16 protein-coding genes are annotated in these 17,342 nt (G+C 67.8%); 6 read left to right on the top strand and 10 right to left on the bottom strand.

Annotated elements, in window-relative coordinates; all coding sequences use genetic code 11:
* The first annotated feature begins 36 nt into the window (after positions 1-36).
* Positions 37-663, top strand: coding sequence for a bifunctional nicotinamidase/pyrazinamidase (gene pncA / locus VN11_RS01185; protein WP_053448513.1), 627 nt, complete (start codon positions 37-39; stop codon positions 661-663).
* Positions 664-711: 48 nt separating this feature from the next.
* Here pncA and purU read toward each other — a convergent pair whose 3' ends face one another.
* On the bottom strand, positions 712-1,563 hold the full coding sequence (gene purU / locus VN11_RS01180; RefSeq protein WP_008265630.1) for a formyltetrahydrofolate deformylase: 852 nt from the start codon (positions 1,561-1,563) through the stop codon (positions 712-714).
* Between the two features lie 114 nt (positions 1,564-1,677).
* On the opposite strand from purU, the gene VN11_RS01175 reads away from it, so the two are divergent.
* Entirely contained in the window at positions 1,678-2,589 is a 912-nt protein-coding gene (locus tag VN11_RS01175) for a LysR family transcriptional regulator (protein ID WP_053448512.1), read from the top strand.
* Positions 2,590-2,592: 3 nt separating this feature from the next.
* Here VN11_RS01175 and VN11_RS01170 read toward each other — a convergent pair whose 3' ends face one another.
* The 3 genes from VN11_RS01170 to VN11_RS01160 form a co-directional block, all read right to left on the bottom strand.
* Entirely contained in the window at positions 2,593-3,693 is a 1,101-nt protein-coding gene (locus VN11_RS01170) for an NADH:flavin oxidoreductase/NADH oxidase (protein WP_080374856.1), read from the bottom strand.
* 119 nt (positions 3,694-3,812) lie between these two features.
* Positions 3,813-4,619 (bottom strand): NAD-dependent protein deacetylase, encoded by an 807-nt coding sequence (locus tag VN11_RS01165; RefSeq protein ID WP_053448511.1) that lies wholly within the window; start codon positions 4,617-4,619, stop codon positions 3,813-3,815.
* A gap of 56 nt (positions 4,620-4,675) precedes the next feature.
* Positions 4,676-5,077, bottom strand: a complete 402-nt coding sequence (locus VN11_RS01160) for an acyl-CoA thioesterase (RefSeq protein ID WP_053448510.1) — start codon at positions 5,075-5,077, stop codon at positions 4,676-4,678.
* A gap of 90 nt (positions 5,078-5,167) precedes the next feature.
* Between VN11_RS01160 and VN11_RS01155 the strand changes: the two genes are divergently transcribed.
* Entirely contained in the window at positions 5,168-5,803 is a 636-nt protein-coding gene (locus VN11_RS01155) for a LysE family translocator (protein ID WP_053448509.1), read from the top strand.
* 521 nt (positions 5,804-6,324) lie between these two features.
* Entirely contained in the window at positions 6,325-7,164 is an 840-nt protein-coding gene (locus tag VN11_RS01150; protein WP_148564914.1) for a hypothetical protein, read from the top strand.
* Positions 7,165-7,337: 173 nt separating this feature from the next.
* Here VN11_RS01150 and VN11_RS01145 read toward each other — a convergent pair whose 3' ends face one another.
* On the bottom strand, positions 7,338-8,357 hold the full coding sequence (locus VN11_RS01145; protein ID WP_008264781.1) for a ribonucleotide-diphosphate reductase subunit beta: 1,020 nt from the start codon (positions 8,355-8,357) through the stop codon (positions 7,338-7,340).
* Between the two features lie 127 nt (positions 8,358-8,484).
* The gene (locus tag VN11_RS01140) at positions 8,485-10,887 is read right to left on the bottom strand and encodes a ribonucleoside-diphosphate reductase subunit alpha (RefSeq protein WP_053448507.1); all 2,403 of its coding nucleotides are present in this window, start codon (positions 10,885-10,887) and stop codon (positions 8,485-8,487) included.
* Between the two features lie 529 nt (positions 10,888-11,416).
* Here VN11_RS01140 and VN11_RS01135 point away from each other — a divergent pair.
* Positions 11,417-12,253, top strand: a complete 837-nt coding sequence (locus VN11_RS01135) for a DUF2884 family protein (RefSeq protein ID WP_053448506.1) — start codon at positions 11,417-11,419, stop codon at positions 12,251-12,253.
* 58 nt (positions 12,254-12,311) lie between these two features.
* On the opposite strand, the gene zapE is transcribed toward VN11_RS01135, so the two are convergent.
* Positions 12,312-13,412, bottom strand: coding sequence for a cell division protein ZapE (gene zapE, locus VN11_RS01130; protein WP_008267934.1), 1,101 nt, complete (start codon positions 13,410-13,412; stop codon positions 12,312-12,314).
* Positions 13,409-14,080: an alpha/beta hydrolase gene (locus VN11_RS01125; protein WP_053448505.1), complete on the bottom strand. Its 672-nt coding sequence runs from the start codon at positions 14,078-14,080 to the stop codon at positions 13,409-13,411. The genes zapE and VN11_RS01125 overlap by 4 nt, the downstream gene beginning before the upstream one ends.
* A 43-nt stretch (positions 14,081-14,123) precedes the next feature.
* Between VN11_RS01125 and VN11_RS01120 the strand changes: the two genes are divergently transcribed.
* On the top strand, positions 14,124-14,981 hold the full coding sequence (locus VN11_RS01120; protein ID WP_053448504.1) for an EamA family transporter: 858 nt from the start codon (positions 14,124-14,126) through the stop codon (positions 14,979-14,981).
* A gap of 111 nt (positions 14,982-15,092) precedes the next feature.
* Here the strand turns inward: VN11_RS01120 and VN11_RS01115 are convergent, their stop codons facing one another.
* Both VN11_RS01115 and VN11_RS01110 read right to left on the bottom strand, forming a co-directional pair.
* On the bottom strand, positions 15,093-16,538 hold the full coding sequence (locus tag VN11_RS01115) for an ExeM/NucH family extracellular endonuclease (protein ID WP_053448503.1): 1,446 nt from the start codon (positions 16,536-16,538) through the stop codon (positions 15,093-15,095).
* Positions 16,539-16,711: 173 nt separating this feature from the next.
* Positions 16,712-17,230, bottom strand: a complete 519-nt coding sequence (locus VN11_RS01110) for a c-type cytochrome (RefSeq protein ID WP_005407662.1) — start codon at positions 17,228-17,230, stop codon at positions 16,712-16,714.
* Positions 17,231-17,342 lie beyond the last annotated feature (112 nt).

Here is a 17,342-nt window from a genome sequence, read left to right as displayed (position 1 = left end):
CACGCTGGTCGCCCCTTCCGTTGTGCCGGACCTGCCATGACCGCCCTGCCCGCCGATGTCGCCCTGCTGGTGATCGACCTGCAGCCGGACTTCATGCCGGGTGGCGCGCTGGCCTGCGACCAGGGCGATGCGCTGGTGGCACCGATTGCCGCGCTGCTGGCGCAGCGCCACTACCGTACGGTGGTGGCCACCCAGGACTGGCATCCGGCCGACCACGCCTCGTTCGCCAGCCAGCACCCCGGCAAGCGTCCGTTCGAGACCATCCTGCTGCATGCACAGCCTCAGACCCTGTGGCCTGACCACTGCGTGCAGGGCAGCGCCGGCGCCGCCCTGCACCCGGGCGTGGACTGGACGGTGGCCGACCTGATCCTGCGCAAGGGCACGCGGCAACAGGTGGATTCGTACAGCGCCTTCCGCGAGAACCACGGCCCTGACGGCGAACGACCGCCAACCGGCCTGGCCGGCTGGCTGCACGAGCGCCGCATCCGCGAAGTGCATGTGTGCGGCCTGGCCCGCGACTACTGCGTGCTGTGGAGCGCGCAGGATGCCGTGAAGTCCGGTTTCAAGGTGAAGTTCCTGTGGGACCTGACCCGGCCGGTGACCGATGCCAACGACGCGATGGTGCGCGAGGCGCTGGGCAAGGCCGGGATCGCGGTCGCCTGACCGACAACGGTAGTGCCGGGCCATGCCCGGTGGACGCGGGATGGTTGGTTACCGGAACACGACCGTGCGGTGCCCGTTGAGCAGGATGCGGTGCTCGACATGCCGGCGCACGGCACGCGCCAACACCAGCGATTCGGTGTCACTGCCCAGCCGCACCAGCTCACGCGGTGCCATGGCATGGTCCACGCGCGCGACGTCCTGTTCGATGATCGGGCCTTCGTCCAGATCCTCGGTGACGTAGTGCGCGGTGGCGCCGATGATCTTGACCCCGCGCGCGTGTGCCTGGTGATACGGCTGCGCGCCCTTGAAGCTGGGCAGGAAGCTGTGGTGGATATTGATCGCGCGGCCAGCCAGGGCGCGGCACAGCGTGGGCGAGAGAATCTGCATGTAGCGCGCCAGTACCACCAGGTCGATGCGTTCGCGCTCGACCAGATCGATGATCTGCTGTTCCTGCACTGCACGCGTGTCCGCGTTCACCGGCAGGTGGTGGAACGGCACCTGGTAGGACGCGGCCAGCGGCGCGAAGTCGGCGTGGTTGGACGCCACCGCGGCGATATCCACTTTCAACTGCCCGCTGTGGGCGCGGAACAGCAGGTCGTTCAGGCAGTGCCCCTGTTTGCTGACCAGCACCAGCAGGCGCGCGCGGCGACGGCCATCATGCAGCTGCCAGTCCATGCCGTAATCGGCAGCCAGCGCGGCCATCGCGGCATGCACCGTGTCCAGCGGCAGGCTGGCGTCGCGGTCGAAGTGCACGCGCAGGAAGAAGCGGCCGCTTTCCTCATCGCCGAACTGCTGGGCATCGAGGATGTTGCAGCCGTGGTCGAACAACAGGCCGGACACGCGGTAGACGATGCCGGTACGGTCGGGGCAGGACAGGGTGAGGATGGAATCGGGGCGCATCGCCCGAGTGTAGGGCAGCGCCCGGCCCGACGGATCGATGGTCACCGTTGCAACCGAACGGCTTGGTTCAGTCCCAAGCGATACTTGGGCTTCCGCATGGCAAGCTGGTCGGTCATGAACCTGTTGCAACTGATCCGCAGCTTCACCCGCACCGCAGAGACCGGCAGCATTGCCGCTGCGGCCCGCACGCTTGGCATCAGCGCCACCGCCGTCGGCCAGAACATCAACCGGCTGGAGGCGCACCTGGGCGTACGGCTGCTGAACCGGAGCACGCGCCAGCTGGCACTCAGCGAGGCCGGTGCGCTGTACCTGGCGCAGGTACGCCATATCGAAGCCGACCTGGCGCGCGCGCAGTCGATGGTCACTGCCGGTGACATCGAACCGGCCGGGCCACTGCGCATCGCCAGCAGCAGCGCCTTCGGCCGCCACGTGCTTGCGCCGTTGCTGCCCTCGCTGCAGCAACGCTACCCGCAGCTGCAGCTGGAGCTGCGCCTGAGTGATCGCGCCGTGCAGCATGGGCCGGAAGCGGTGGATGCCAGCATCCGCATCGGTGCGCAGCTGGAAGATGGCGTGGTCGCGCGTCAGCTGGCACGCATTCCGTTCGTGTTCTGCGCCGCGCCGGCCTACCTGAAAGCGCACGGCACGCCGCAGCAACCCTCGGAACTGGGCAGTCATCGCGGCCTGCTGCACCGCTTCCCCACCGACGGCCGGCCGCTGCGCTGGTGCCTGCTGAAAGACGGCCAGCGCGTGGACGCGGCGTTGCCGCCGAGCATGGTCTGCGATGACATCGATGCGCTGGCCGAGCTGGCTGCCGCGGGTGCAGGCATCACCCGGCTGGCGGCGTTCGTGGCTGAGCCATACCTGCGCGACGGCCGCCTGCAGGCAGTGTTCGGCGCCGACACCGCGTGGCGGCCGGAACCGATGGAGGTCTATTTCTGCGTCAGCGACCGCCGCGACTTCACCGCCAAGATCCGCGCGCTGTTCGAGCACCTGCAGGCCGGCATGGCGCCGGCCTGGCGGGTGTGAACCTCAGCGTGCCTTGAATACGCCGCGCGCATCACGCGGCTCGCAGCGCAGGTACTGCGGTGCCGGTTCCACGCTGTCGCGCAGCGCGGCGGCGGCATGCCACGGCCAACGCGGGTCGTACAGGATGCCGCGCGCCAGTGCCACCGCATCGGCGTGGCGATGGCGCAGGATCGATTCGGCCTGCTCGGGCTCGGTGATCATGCCTACCGCGATGACCGGCATGCGCACCTTGGCCTTGATAGCGGCTGCGAACGGCACCTGGTAACCCGGGCCGACGGTGATCTTCTGGCGTTCGTCGAGGCCGCCGCTGGAGACGTGCAGGAAGTTGCAGCCACGCGCGTCCATCACCTGCGCCAGCGCCTCGCTCTGCACCAGGTCCCAGCCGCCGTCGACCCAGTCGCTGGCGGAAATGCGCACGCCCACGGCGACCTTGTCCGATACCGCCGCACGCACCGCGTCGAATACTTCCACCAGCAGCCGCAGGCGGTTCGGCAGCGAGCCGCCGTAGCCATCGGTGCGGCGGTTGCTCAGCGGCGACAGGAACTGGTGCAGCAGGTAGCCGTGTGCGGCGTGCAGTTCGATCAGCTCGAAACCGAGGCGCTCGGCGCGCACCGCGCTGGCAGCAAAGGCGGCGATGACCTCGGCGATGCCGGCCTCGTCCAGTTCCTGCGGTGCCGGATCGGCGGCGTGGAACGGCAGCGGCGACGGCGCCACCGTGGCCCAGCCACGTGCATCGTCGGCCGGCAGCTGACCACCGCCGTCCCACGGTCGCCTCACCGAGGCCTTGCGGCCGGCATGGCCCAGCTGGATGCCCAGCGGCATCGGCGACCAGCGGCGGACGCTGGTCAGCACCTGCGCCAGCGCCGCCTCGGTGCCGTCATCCCACAGGCCCAGGTCGGCCCAGCTGATGCGACCGCGCGGCTCGACCGCGGTGGCTTCCAGGATCAGCAGGCCGGCGCCGGACTGCGCCAGGTTGCCCAGGTGCATGGCGTGCCAGTCGCTGGCGCGGCCATCTTCGGCGGAGTACTGGCACATCGGCGCGATCACGATGCGGTTGGACAGGGTCAGGGGGCCGAACGAGATCGGCGAAAACAGCTGGGTCACGGGGGTGCGGGGGGACAGGCGGATGGGGGGGACGTATTGCACCGCCGCACGGCCTGCGAATCAACCGTCTGGATGGATCGCTGTTTCGCGGTGGGCGCGCAACCGAGCGTGGGCTCGGCTCAGGGCGAAGCCCACGCCGCCAGCGCCTCGGCGCAGTCGCGCTCGTCCTTGAACTGCAGCAGGTCGTCGGCGCGGGTGCGGCCACGGTTCAGCGCCGCCACCGGCAACCCCGCCCTGGCCGCAGCCTGCACGAAGCGGAAGCCGGAATAGACCATCAGCGACGAGCCGACCACCAGCACCGCATCGGCCTGCTGCAGGTGCTCGTGCACGGCGGCCACGCGCTCGCGCGGCACGTTTTCGCCGAAGAACACCACGTCCGGCTTCAGAAGGCCGCCACAGTGCGGGCACTCCGGCACCACGAACGCGGAGAAATCCGTTTCCAGGTCGGCGTCGCCATCGGGTGCGATGCCGGCCTCCAGCGCATCCCAGCCGGGGTTGGCCTCGCGCAGGCGCTGCTGGAACTCCTCGCGGGCGCTGCGGCGCTCGCAGCCCATGCAGCGCACCAGATCCAGCCGTCCGTGCAGGTCGATCACGTTCTGGCTGCCGGCGCGCTGGTGCAGGCCATCCACGTTCTGGGTCAGCAGCACCTGCAGCTTGCCGCGGCTTTCCAGCGCGGCCAGTGCCTGGTGGGTGCCATTGGGCCGGGCCAGGCCGAAGCGCGGCCAGCCCAGCAGGCTGCGTGCCCAGTAGCGCTGGCGGGTGGCCGCCTCGCCCATGAAGGCCTGGTAGGTCACCGGCGGCGTGCGCTTCCACTGGCCGTCGCTATCGCGGTAATCGGGAATGCCCGAGGCGGTGCTGCAACCGGCGCCGGTCAGCACGAACAGGCGCTGGGCGCGGTCGATGAAGTCGGTCAGCGGCGGGGTCATGGCTGCCAGATGGGGGCGCGCACGCGCCCCCGCAAGCGCCGGTTCAGCCGGCAGGCTCAGGCCACCGGCAGCGGCGGCACCGCGATCGGGTGGCCTTCCTCGTCCAGCGCGATCATCACGAAGTGGCCGCGCGTGCACAGCTTGCGCTCGCCGCTGTGCAGGTCTTCGGCCACCAGTTCGACCTCGACCTTCATCGAGCTGCGGCCGACTTCGACGATGCGGCCGATGGTCTCCACCATCTGGCCGATGCGGATCGGCAGCTTGAAATCGACCTGGTCGCTGCGCGCGGTCACCACGGTGCGGCGCGAGTAGCGGGCGGCGGCCAGGAAGGCGGCCTTGTCCATCCACGCCAGCGCCTGGCCACCGAACAGGGTGCCCAGATGGTTGGTGTGGTTGGGGAAGACGATTTCGGCCATGCGCACTTCGATGGGCGGCACGGTCTCGGGGATCGGGGTCATGGCGGTGCTTCGCTGTGGGGTGCCGCGATTTTAAGCCAGGCCCCGTGCAGGCGGCGCTACACTGCGCCACGCCCCCTGCCAGGACCGCCCATGCCTGCGACCTCCGATCTGCTGGCCTTCGCCCTCATCTCGCTGGGCATGGTGCTCACGCCCGGGCCGAACATGATCTACCTGGTTTCGCGCTCGATCTGCCAGGGCCGCCGCGCCGGCCTGATCTCGCTGGGCGGGGTGGCGCTGGGCTTCGTGTTCTACATGCTGTGCGCGGCGCTGGGCATCACCGCCCTGCTGATGACCGTGCCACTGGCCTATGACGCGCTGCGCATCGGTGGCGCGCTGTACCTGCTGTACCTGGCCTGGCAGGCGCTCAAGCCGGGCGGCCGCTCGCCATTCGCGGTGCGCGACCTGCCGCCGGACGGTCCACGCAGGCTGTTCGCGATGGGCTTTCTGACCAACCTGTTGAACCCGAAGATCGCGGTGATGTACCTGTCCCTGCTGCCGCAGTTCCTGCACCCGGAAGGCCACGGCAGCGTGCTGGTGCAGTCGCTGGTGCTGGGCTTCACCCAGATTGCGGTCAGCGTCAGCGTCAACGCGGTGATCGCGGTGATGGCCGGCAGCATCGCCGGCTTCCTGGCCGCGCGCCCGACCTGGCAGGCGGTGCAGCGCTGGCTGATGGGCACGGTGCTGGCGGGGCTGGCGGTGCGTATGGCGGTGGAAGGGCGGCGGTAAGACATCTGGTTGCGCCGGGCCGCGCCCGGCGAGCACGCAGCGCGGCGGATGGATTCCGCCGGGCGTGGCCCGGCGCTACCCTCAGTGCACGGTCGGTCCGGCGACCAGTCGTTCCACGGTTACCGCGCAGCGGCGGCCGTTGATGGCCAGGCACAGCGGCCAGGCGCAGCAGCAGGTGGTTGAGTTCGTGCGCGTTCGTCGGATCGGTACTGATGGTGGTTCGTCCACTATGGACCAGGCCACCTTTAACGGTGGCGGACTCATCAGCCAGTGGGTCCTTGTACGGGATTGCTGTCCCGGCTGCTGGTTCGCCAGGCCGGCGCATTGCGTCGTAATCCACCATCGATGCGCATTGCGGCAATGCCCCGTCAGGTAGCGCCGGGCCACGCCCGGCGAGCACGCCGTGAGGCCGATGTTTCCGCCACTCCGGTTGGATTCCGCCGGGCGTGGCCCGGCGCTACCTTCAGAGTGGGCACACTGCGCAGCGCCGCTTCCTGTGACCGGCGTCGTTGACGCATGCCGTGCGCGCCGCGAACACTTCCAGGTCCCTGCTGCCATTGCGGTTGTCCATGTCCGAACACGATTGTTTTGTCTTTCCTGCAGCACCACACCTGCCGGGGCCAGACCTGCAGGCGCTGGAAAAGTGGATGCTGCAGGCAGGCCTCCTGCTTCCACCCGTAGCAGCCCAGGTGCCGTTCCACGCCCTGCACGTGTTGAGCTATGCCATTGCCCAAGGTACCGGTGCCAGCGGCTGGCTACACGACCCGGCGTGGCGGTGCGCGGCTGACGTGGTGGCCAGCCACATCCGCTCGGGGAATCTGCCGACCGGTTTGCAGGTGGATTGCCACGGAAGCGTGGAGGCGTGCGTGCAGCACCTGCGCGCGCACGGCATTGCGCTGGACCCCGCGCTGCTGTTCGACAATCACGCGCAGTGCGCGTGGTACAGCCCGCGTTACCGGGCCGGCCCGGGCATGCGCGCGCTCTACCCCGACGGCGACCTTGACGACCTGAGCATCCGCCTGTTCCAGGTGCACGCTGAGGAGCCGCCGTTCGTGGTGGCGGGGGAAGGGACGGTGCCGCCGCGTGTGCCGGGCGAACATGAGGACCGCGAAGACTTCCCCCCATTTGGAAACTATGCCGATTTCATCGGCGCAGCCTACGAGGACATCAACGTACAGTGGAGCCCACCCGGCACCGATGCGCGTTACCGCATCCTGGATCTGGACTGGTACGCAGGCCTGGGTATCGGCTGGCATTTCATCCAGTTCGAAGGCGGCACGGGCGACGACATGGTGGCTTTCATCCAGGCCATCAGTGACCAGTGCGGCCAGCGCATGCAGGTGGCGCACCGCCACTTGTGAGTGTTTCGACGCATGACGTTGCGCGATCAGAAGTTCGTGTCGAAGGCGATGTTGCAGAGTCGAGCTTGCTCGACTGCCGTTCGCGCAGAGCAGTCGAGCAAGCTCGACTCTACAGAAACGAAAAACCCCGGCGTTGGCCGGGGTTTCCGTTACGACAGGCCTGACCGGTTCGATCAGAAGTTCATGTCGAAGGCGACTTCGCCCTGCACGCCGACCTGGTAGGCCGAGACGCGGCGTTCGAAGAAGTTGGTCAGCTCCTGCACGTCCTGCAGTTCCATGAACGGCAGCGGGTTGCGCACGTTGTACTTCTTTTCCATGCCCAGCTTGGCGAAGTGCTGGTCGGCGCAGTGCTGCAGGTACTGGCGCATGTCGCGGGTCGAAATGCCGGCCACGCCGCCGGACAGCACGTCCTCGGCGAACTGCACTTCGCACTCGATGGCTTCGGCCAGCATGTCATAGACCTGCTGCTTCATTTCATCGTCGAACAGGTCCGGCTCTTCCTCGCGAACAACACGCACCGACTCGAACGCGAATTCCATGTGCGCGCTCTCGTCGCGGAACACCCAGTTGGTGCCCGAGGCCAGGCCCGGCAGCAGGCCGCGCGAACGGAAGTAGTACACGTAGGCGAACGCGGCAAAGAAGAACAGGCCTTCGATGCACGCAGCGAAGCAGATCTGGTTGAGCAGGAACTGGCGGCGCTCGGCACGGGTCTCGATGCGCTTCAGGTCCTGGATCGAGTCGATCCACTTGAAGCAGAAGTCGGCCTTCTTCTTGATCGAGTCGATGTTCTCCACCGCGGCGAACGCTTTGACGCGCTCTTCCGGGTCCGGCAGGTAGTTGTCGAGCAGGGTCAGGTAGAACTGCACGTGCAGCGCTTCTTCATACAGCTGGCGCGACAGGTACATGCGCGCTTCCGGCGCATTGAGGTGCTGGTACAGGTTCAGCACCAGGTTGTTGGACACGATCGAATCGCCGGTGGCGAAGAACGCGACCAGGCGGTGGATCAGGTGGCGCTCACCCGGCGACATCTTGCTGTGCAGGTCGGTGATGTCGATCTGGAAGTTGATCTCTTCCACCGTCCAGGTGTTCTTGATCGCGTTCCGGTACATGTCATAGAACTGCGGGTAGCGCATCGGGCGCAGGGTCAGTTCAAAACCGGGATCGAGCAGCATCTGCTTGGGCTTGTCGGCCATGGGTGTTTCCTTGTCTTCTCGGGTCAAAACGCCGGGCATGGCCCGGCGCTACCTTGGTGTTTTCTGCAGTCGAGCATGGCTCGACTCTACAAAGGGGTGTGCCGGCCAAAGGCCGGCACGGCCGCTTTTATTGGCAGGCTTCGCAGGCTTCCGGGTTTTCCAGCGAGCAGGCGATGGCTTCGTCCGGGCTGAACACCTTGGCCGGGGCCGCGCTGCTCACCGTGGTCTTGGCGATCTTGGTGGCCGGGCGCGAACGCAGGTAGTAGGTGGTCTTGATGCCCTGCTTCCAGGCGTACATGTACATGGAGGACATCGCGCCGATGTTCGGGCTTTCCATGAACAGGTTGAGCGAGGCCGACTGGTCGATGAAGGCGCCACGCTCGGCGGCCATGTCGATCAGCGAACGCATCGGCAGTTCCCACGCGGTGCGGTAGACCTCGCGCAGCGTCTCCGGAATCTGTGCCACGCCGGCGATGGAGCCTTCGGCCAGCTTGATGGCATCGCGCATGTCGGCGGTCCACAGGCCCAGCTTCTTCAGCTCGTTCACCAGGTAGCGGTTGACCTGCAGGAAGTCACCGGACAGGGTCTCGCGCTTGAACAGGTTGGACACCTGCGGCTCGACGCACTCGTAGCAGCCGGCGATCGAGGCGATGGTCGCGGTCGGGGCAATCGCGATCATCAGCGAGTTGCGCAGGCCGTGTTCCTTGATGCGGGCGCGCAGGGCATCCCAGCGTGCGGTGTCTTCCGGCACCACGTTCCAGGCGTCGAACTGCAGTTCGCCGCTGGCGGCACGGGTGTCGTTGAACGACGGGTGCTTGCCACGTTCCTGGGCCAGCTCGCAGGAGGTTTCCAGCGCGTGGAAGTAGATCGCTTCGGCGATCTTCTTCGACAGGGCGCGGGCTTCGGCGCTGTCGAACGGCAGGCGCTTGCGGAAGAACACGTCCTGCAGGCCCATGCAGCCCAGGCCGACCGGACGCCAGCGCAGGTTGGCGCGGCGGGCGGTTTCGATCGGGTAGAAGTTCAGGTCGATGACGCGGTCGAGCTGGCGCACGGCCAGGCGCACGGTCTCGGCCAGCTTCTCGAAGTCGAACTCGTTGTGCTCGTCGAAGTGGTTGCCCAGGTTGATCGAACCCAGGTTGCACACGGCGGTCTCATCGTTGGAAGTGACTTCCAGGATTTCGGTGCACAGGTTGGACAGGTGGATCACGTTGCCCGGACGCAGGGTCTGGTTGCTGGCGCGGTTGCACTTGTCCTTGAAGGTCATCCAGCCGTTGCCGGTCTCGGCCAGCGTACGCATCATGCGGGCGTACAGCTTGCGCGCGGAGATGGTGCGGTTGGCCTTGCCCTGCGCTTCGGCCTGCAGGTAGGCCTGCTCGAAGGCTTCGCCGAACAGGTCGGTGAACTCCGGCACCACGCGCGGATCGAACAGCGACCATTCCTGGTCGGCCTCGACGCGCTTCATGAACAGGTCCGGCACCCAGTTGGCCAGGTTCAGGTTGTGCGCACGGCGGGCTTCGTCACCGGTGTTGTCACGCAGCTCGAGGAAGTCCTCAACGTCGGCATGCCAGGTTTCCAGGTAGACGCAGGCCGCGCCCTTGCGCTTGCCGCCCTGGTTCACCGCGGCCACCGACGAATCCATGGTCTTCAGCCACGGCACGATGCCGTTGGAGTGGCCGTTGGTCGACTTGATCAGCGAACCACGCGAACGCACGCGGGTGTAGCTGACGCCGATGCCACCGGAGAACTTCGACAGCTGGGCGATGTCGCCGTACTTGGAATAGATCGACTCCAGCGAGTCCTGCGGCGAGTCCAGCAGGAAGCACGAGGACAGCTGCTCGTGGGTGGTGCCGGAGTTGAACAGGGTCGGGCTGGACGGCAGGTAGTCCAGGTTGCCCATGCGCTTGTACAGCGCCAGGGTCTCGGACACGTCCTCGCTCAGCGCACTGGCGATGCGCAGGAAGAACTGCTGCGGGGTCTCGATCACCTTGCGGGTGTGCGGGTGGCGCAGCAGGTAGCGGTCGTACAGGGTACGCAGGCCGAAGTAATCGAAGTTCAGGTCCAGCGCGCCGTCGATGGCGTCGTTGAGCTTGCGTGCGTTGGTCTGCACGAAGTTCAGCAGGCGGTCGTTGATCAGGCCGACTTCATGGCCACGGCTGACCGACTGCGAGAAGGCGTAGATTTCCTGGCCCGAGACTTCCTTGGCGATGTAGTTGGCCAGCAGGCGCGCCGCCAGGCGGCCGTACTCGGGCTCTTCACCGATCAGCAGGGCGGCGGTGCGGATGGACAGTTCGTCCAGCTCGCGGGTGGTGGCGCCGTTGTACAGGCCGGAAATGGTGCGGGTGGCCACGCGCATCGGATCGACGGCGTGCAGGCCTTCGGAGGAACGCTGCACCGCGCGCACGATCTTGTTCAGATCCACCAGTTCGGTGGTCCCGTTGCGCTTGGTCACACTCATCGCGTTGGCCGTCGGCGGCGACGTCAACAGGAATTCGCTTTCCTTCTCGATGGTGGCGCTGGATTCGGTGCTCACGGCGTGTGTCCTCTTGGCGTGATTGGGGGTGCTCGATGCATCGGGTGACGCAGCCCGGGACATGACAGCCCAGGATGGCAGGACGGCGTCGCAGGGGATGAGACCCTGCGCCTGCCACTGCCGTTGACGATCGCGGATGGGTGCTGCTGCCACCCCCTGGAATTGGGGTTGCTGCGACCGACGGCCACAAGATAGTGGGGGTAATGGGGGCCGTCAACGCCAAATGTAGTGAAATTCGGCAATCCCTTGCGCCGCAAGGATCGTGCCATCAGCGCCTCATCGGGACGCTTCAGACCTGCCGGATCGGGCTGCGCAGTCAAGCCCGAAACGCGTCATCGCGGTGGTACAACGCCGCGCAGAAACGGAACAATGACAGCTTCACATGACAGTGATGAAGCTGGCTAGGGACAACCCTGTGGATAGGTGGTGGGCAGCCGGTGGGAATGCGGTGGACGGGTGACTTCCGGCCGGTGACGCCCACGCGCTGGCAGCGGATGCTGGCCGCTCGCTTCCGGAAAAGGACGGTCCGATGCACCTGCGCCTGAATGCCCTGGCCCTGCTGGCCGCGCTGTTCATTCCCCCCGCGCTGGCCGCCGAGGGGCCGGACCTGCGTTCAGACCAGTGCGGCATCCATACCGACTACGACGTGCTGGTGGACAGCGGCGGCATCTGGCTGCGGCATGGCCCGCAGGCCCCGCATGAGGTGGTGTTCCACGACGGCGAACTGAGCCTGGACGGCACGATGGTGACGGTCAGCGCCGCCGACGCGGCCCGGCTGCGGCAGATGGAGGCTGGCGCCCGCCAGCTGATGCCGGCGGCCACCGCGCTGGCCCACGAGGTCTCCGGGGTCACCTTCGATGCGCTGGACGCCGCCTTCGAGGCCATCACCGGCAAGTCCCGCAACCGCCAGATGCGCGCGATGCGCGAGGAGACGCAGCGCTGGATCGACGCCAGCCTGGGCCGTGGCTACTGGGAACAGGAAACCTTCGGCGACGGTTTTGACGCGCACATCGACCAGATGGCCGAAACCATGGCCGCGTCGATGACCCGCAGCGTGCTGTGGCAGGTGTTCACCGGCCGCGCCGGCGCCATGGAGCGCCGTGCCGACCGCCTGGACGCAGAAGTCGACCGCCGCATGGAAGCGCGCAGCCAGCAGCTGGAGGCCAAGGCGATGGCGCTGTGCCCGCTGGTGCAGTCGCTGGCAGCGGCCCACGACGCGCTGGAGGTGCGCTTCCAGGGCCAGCCACTGCGGCTGCTGGAGCGCGGCGAAAGCATACGGGTGGAACACGGCAACGGTTCTGGCCTGCATGTGTCGGCCGGGCCGGATGAACGGCCGCGTGGCAACACCGTGGCGCCGACCCGGTAGACGCCTGCCGTGGTCGTGCCGGCCGCCGGCCGGCAATGCATTCACCTGCAAACCACCCTCAGGCCCGGTGCGGAGTGCCCAGGTATTCGGCGCTCTGCATCTCGATCAGGCGCGAGGCGGTGCGCTCGAACGCGCCCTGCAGGCGGGTACCGGTATACAGCTCGATCGGCGAAGTGCTGGCGGTGCAGACCAGGTTGACGTGGCGGTCGTACAGCTCGTCGATCAGGTTGACGAAGCGCCGCGCCGCATCTTCGTTCAGGCGATCGAAGGCGGGAATGCCGCCCAGCAGCACGGTGTTGAACTCGTGCGCGATCTCGATGTAATCCGACGGTCCGCGCGGGCCTTCGCAGAGTGCAGCGAAATCGAACCAGGCGATGCTCTTGCCGCGGCCGCGCACCGGAATCTTGCGGCCCTCGATCTCGATGTTGCCGGGCTTGGCCGGCTGCCCGCCGCTCAGCTCGTTCCAGCGCGTGGCCAGCCAGTCATCGCTGTCGGCCGCCAGCGGCGCGCGATATACCGGCGAACGGGTCAGCGCGCGCATCCGGTAATCCTCGGTGCCTTCGGCGTACAGCTCCACGCAGAAGCGCTGCAGCAGGCCGATGGCCGGCAGGAAGCTCTCGCGCTGCAGGCCGTTGAGGTACAGGTTCTCCACCGCCGTGTTGGAGGTGGTGACCAGGGTCACGCCCTCGGCGAACAGGCGTTCCAGCAACCGCGCCAGCAGCATGGCATCGCCGATGTCGGTGACGAAGAACTCGTCCAGCACCAGCACGCGCAGGTTGCTGCGCCATTCCTGGGCGATCTTCGCCAATGGGTCGCTCTGGCCCTGGTGCTCGCGCAGGCGCTCGTGGACGCTGCGCATGAAGCGGTGGAAGTGGGTGCGGTACTTCTGCTTGATCGGCAGCCCGTCGTAGAACAGGTCGACCAGGAAGGTCTTGCCACGGCCGACGCCGCCCCAGAAGTACAGGCCCTTGACCGGCTCGGGCTTCTTCCAGAACGAGGACAGGCGGTCCAGCCAGCCGTCTTCGGCGCTGTCGACCAGGCCCAGGTGGATGCGGTCCAGCTCGGCCAGCGCGGCGTGCTGGGCCGGGTCGTTCTGCCAGTCACCACGGGCGACCCCTTCGGCGTACCGCTGCGATGGGGTCAGCTCGGTTGCGCTCATGCCGCCGCGCCCAGCCAGTGCTTGACGCCGTGGGTCAGCGCGCCGCGCAGGTCGATCAGCTTGCGGTGGAAGAAATGGCTGGTCTCGGGCATGCGCACCAGTTCGTGCGGGAGATCCAGCGACGCCAGCCACTGGTAGACCGCCTGCGGGTCGACGATCTCGTCCTGCTCGCCCTGGATCACCAGCCAGCGCGCCGGCGGTGCGATGCCACCGAAGTCCCAGCGACCGGCCGGCGGCGCGATCGAGATCAGCGCTTCGGGCTGCAGCTCGGCGGTCGCCTTCAGCGACACGAACGCGCCGAAGCTGAAACCAGCCAGCCACAGGCGGTCATCGGGGCGCTGGCTGCGCACCCAGGCGGCGACCGCCTTCAGATCGTCCTGCTCGCCCACGCCGTGGTCGAACTCGCCAGCCGACGCGCCGACGCTGCGGAAGTTGAAGCGCACCGTGGTGATGCCCAGCTCTCGCAGGGTGTTGGCGGTCATGGTGACCACCTTGTTGTGCAGCGTGCCGCCCTCGGTGGACAGCGGATGGCAGACGATGGCGACGATCGGCTGCACCGGCACGTCGGCCTTGGGCAGGTCAACGACCACTTCCAGCGGGCCGGCCGGGCCGTCCAGTTCGAGGCAGGCGGTTTCGCCGGGGGCGACGGGGAACGAGGGCTTGTGCATGGCAACATGATACCGTCCCTCGCCCCTGCCCTGTGCCCGCCCCATGCTCTACCTGTCCTTGGCCGTGATCTGCAGCGTGCTGGTTTCGGTGTTGTTGAAGGTGGCCGGACGCCGCCAGCTGGATGTCGCGCAGATGGTCACCTGGAACTACCTGGTGGCGGCAACGCTCACCGCCGTGGTGCTGCAGCCGCCGCTGGATGCACTGCGCGCGCCGCATGCGCCGTGGCTCTCGCTGCTGGCGCTGGCGGTGGTGCTGCCATCGATCTTCCTGGTGCTGGGCCGCGCGGTGGCGGTGGCCGGCATCGTCCGCAGCGACGTGGCGCAACGGCTGTCGTTGCTGCTGTCATTGGCTGCCGCGTTCCTGTTCTTCGGCCAGACAGCGACGCCGTGGAAGCTGGCCGGTCTCGGCCTGGGCCTGCTGGCGATGGTGGCAATCAGCCTGCGTCCACGCGGCCCGGCGGTGGCGTCTTCGCCCGGCGGCTGGGGCTGGCTGCTGGGCGTATGGGCCGGGTTCGCGGTGGTGGACGTGCTGCTCAAGCAGGTTGCGTTGTCGGGTACGCCGTCGATGGCGGCAGTGCTGGCCAGCTTCAGCGTGGCCTTCGTGCTGATGCTGGCGCTGCAGCTGTGGCGGCATGTCAGTGGCCGCAACCGGCTGGCCTGGCGCAACCTCGGTGCGGGCGCGCTGCTGGGCCTGCTCAACGGCGGCAACATCCTGTTCTACGTGCATGCGCACCAGGCGATGCCGCAGAGCCCGGCCACCGTGTTCGCCGGCATGAACATCGGCGTGGTGGTGCTGGGTGCGCTGGTGGGCGTGTTCGCCTTCGGCGAGGCCACCACGAAGTGGAACCGCGCGGGGCTGGCGCTGGCGGTGCTGGCGATCGGGTTGATCGCCTGGGGCTGAGCGCGGGCGGCCTTGCCTTCGGTAGAGTCGAGCCATGCTCGACTGTCCTTGGAGAAGCAGTCGAGCATGGCTCGACTCTACAGAAAGCCGCCGGGCGTACCCCGGCGAACCTTATCTGTCGAAGCCCAGCAGCAGCGGGTCGTGGTCGGAGCTGCGCCACGGGCCCTGCACGTTGCGGCCCTGGTAGCCGCTGGCGTCCTGCTCGTCGGCGTTGCTGTGCCATTCGGCGGCACCACGCAGGCGCTTGGCCATGCCCGGGTTCAGCAGCGCGTGGTCGAGGCGGCCGGTGTAGCCGTTGTAGACGTAGCTGTAGGGGTGCTCGACCCTGGCCACCTTGAACGCGTCCTGCCAGCCCAGCTCATGCAGGGTGCGGATCGGGTCTTCCATGGCGTAGGCATTGAAATCGCCCAGCAGCACCGCGTCCCTGGCACCGGTACCGGTCGGGTCGGTCTGCAGCCAAGCGTGCAGCTGCTGTGCCGAGGTCACGCGGGTGGCGTTCCAGCACCCCTGGTTGTCGTTGCGGTCGGCATCGGCGCCGGCGGCATCGCGGCAGCCCTTCGACTTGAAGTGGTTGGCCACCACCACGAACGGCGCGCCATGCTTGCCCTGGAACGCCTGCGCCAGCGGCACGCGACTGTGTTCGACGAACGGGCCGCCGGTCAGCGTGGCGGGCTTTCCGACCGGCTGCAGGCGCGTGCCGCGGTAGATGATGCCGACCCGGATCGGGTTGTCGCCGGGGCCGCTGCCGGCATCGACGAAGCGCCAGTCGCCCTGCGCGCCGCGGTCGCGGTTGAGCGCATCGACCAGTTCGGCGATGGACGACTGCGGGCCGTAACCGTCGTTTTCCAGCTCCATCAGCGCCGCGACATCGGCACCGAGTGCATTGACCGTGGTCACCAGCTTGGCCACCTGCGCTTTGTGCTCGTCCAGCGTGCGCGCACCGCGCAGGGTCGGGAAGCCGCCGCCCTGGCCGTCACCGTTGAAGAAGTTCTCCAGGTTGAAGGCGGCCACGTGCAGGCTGCCCGGCACCGTCGGCACCGCCGGGCGCTTCAGTTCCGGCAGCTTCAGCACGCCTTCGACCTGCAGGCTGGGTCGACCCTGCGCATCCACCCGCACGATGCCTTCGACGTTGCGCAGCTGCATGCCGGTACGCAGCACCGGGTTGCCGGGCAGGTAGGCCACAGCGGCCGGGTCACGGGCGTCGCTGCCATCGTCCAACAGCAGGCGGCGACGCTGGTTGTCGGCCATCACCTGCTCGTAGCCGGCGGTACCCGGCGCGGCCACTTCGGTCGGCTGCCAGAGGCGGCCATCGAAGGCCACGGTGAGCTGGCCGAAGCGCTCCAGGCCGTCGGTGCCGGCCAGGGTCAACGGCGCGGCGATGCGCACGCGCTGTCCCTCCAGCGCACGCCAGTCGGCCGGGGCCGCAGTCAGCACCACGGTGGCGCTGCTACGCGCGGCAGGCGTCGCCGGGGCCGGTGCAGCCTGCGGCAGGGCCTGGGCGAAGGCGCTGGCCGGCAGCAGCAGGGTCAGTGCAAGGGCAAGGGAGCGGCGGCGCATCGACGGGCGATTCCAGGGAAGAGGGCGCACAGACTAACCCTGAAATGCGAAACCCCGCTTGCAGGCGGGGTTTCGACCTCGGTGGGCAAAGCCTGGGTAGTGCCGGCCGCTGGCCGGCAACCCCATGACCTTCGTGCGATGCGCGGTTGCCGGCCAGCGGCCGGCACTACCGGTTACTTCAGGTTGCCCAGCATCCAGTCCACGGTGGCGTGGATCTGTTCCTCGGTCAGCGCCGGGTTGCCGCCCTTGGGCGGCATGATGCCGCCGTCCGGGCCGGTGTAGCCCTCGATGGCGTGCTTGTAGAGGGTGTCCTTGCCCTGCGCGATGCGCTTGTCCCAGTGCGAGTGGTCCAGCGTCGGTGCCATGCCCACGCCGGTGGTGTGGCAGGCGGTGCAGAGGTTGTCGAAGATGACCTTGCCGTCCTTGGTGCCGCCGTAGGCGACCTGCGAGGCGGCCTTGGCCAGCGCGGCAGCCTTGGCCGCTGCCTGCGCGGCGGCGCCGGTGCTGCCGGCATAGACCGCGCCGGTGGGCGAAATGCGCTGCTCGGTGCGCTTGGCCGCGGTCGGCGACACCTCCGGCGGGATCCGGGTGTGGATATAGGCAGCAAGGAGGATGAGGCCGAGGGTGATGGTCGCCAGCAGCGCGATCACCATGGAGAAGCGTTTCAGGAACTCCAGATCGTAATTCCGCACTCTTCGTTACCCCTGGCTGATAGTCGTTGGACCACGGCTGAGCGACTGCGTGATGGACCGAGTATAGAACGCGCTTCGCGTGCGACAACAGGCTTCAGGGCTGGTGCGGCGC

Origin of the sequence: Stenotrophomonas maltophilia (assembly GCF_001274595.1) — a bacterium.
Classification (GTDB): Bacteria; Pseudomonadota; Gammaproteobacteria; order Xanthomonadales; family Xanthomonadaceae; genus Stenotrophomonas; species Stenotrophomonas forensis.
The sequence above is the reverse complement of the archived record's forward strand: the minus strand, read 5'-3'. Positions and strand labels throughout refer to the sequence as shown.

Bases quoted from the DNA above. Each gene is read 5' to 3' on its own strand.
- VN11_RS01125 (WP_053448505.1), bottom strand. From the start codon at position 14,080: ATGCACAAGCCCTCGTTCCCCGTCGCCCCCGGCGAAACCGCCTGCCTC.
- VN11_RS01120 (WP_053448504.1), top strand. From the start codon at position 14,124: ATGCTCTACCTGTCCTTGGCCGTGATCTGCAGCGTGCTGGTTTCGGTG.
- VN11_RS01135 (WP_053448506.1), top strand. From the start codon at position 11,417: ATGCACCTGCGCCTGAATGCCCTGGCCCTGCTGGCCGCGCTGTTCATT.
- pncA (WP_053448513.1), top strand. From the start codon at position 37: ATGACCGCCCTGCCCGCCGATGTCGCCCTGCTGGTGATCGACCTGCAG.
- VN11_RS01115 (WP_053448503.1), bottom strand. From the start codon at position 16,538: ATGCGCCGCCGCTCCCTTGCCCTTGCACTGACCCTGCTGCTGCCGGCC.
- VN11_RS01145 (WP_008264781.1), bottom strand. From the start codon at position 8,357: ATGGCCGACAAGCCCAAGCAGATGCTGCTCGATCCCGGTTTTGAACTG.
- VN11_RS01165 (WP_053448511.1), bottom strand. From the start codon at position 4,619: ATGACCCCGCCGCTGACCGACTTCATCGACCGCGCCCAGCGCCTGTTC.
- VN11_RS01175 (WP_053448512.1), top strand. From the start codon at position 1,678: ATGAACCTGTTGCAACTGATCCGCAGCTTCACCCGCACCGCAGAGACC.
- purU (WP_008265630.1), bottom strand. From the start codon at position 1,563: ATGCGCCCCGATTCCATCCTCACCCTGTCCTGCCCCGACCGTACCGGC.
- VN11_RS01155 (WP_053448509.1), top strand. From the start codon at position 5,168: ATGCCTGCGACCTCCGATCTGCTGGCCTTCGCCCTCATCTCGCTGGGC.
- VN11_RS01160 (WP_053448510.1), bottom strand. From the start codon at position 5,077: ATGACCCCGATCCCCGAGACCGTGCCGCCCATCGAAGTGCGCATGGCC.
- zapE (WP_008267934.1), bottom strand. From the start codon at position 13,412: ATGAGCGCAACCGAGCTGACCCCATCGCAGCGGTACGCCGAAGGGGTC.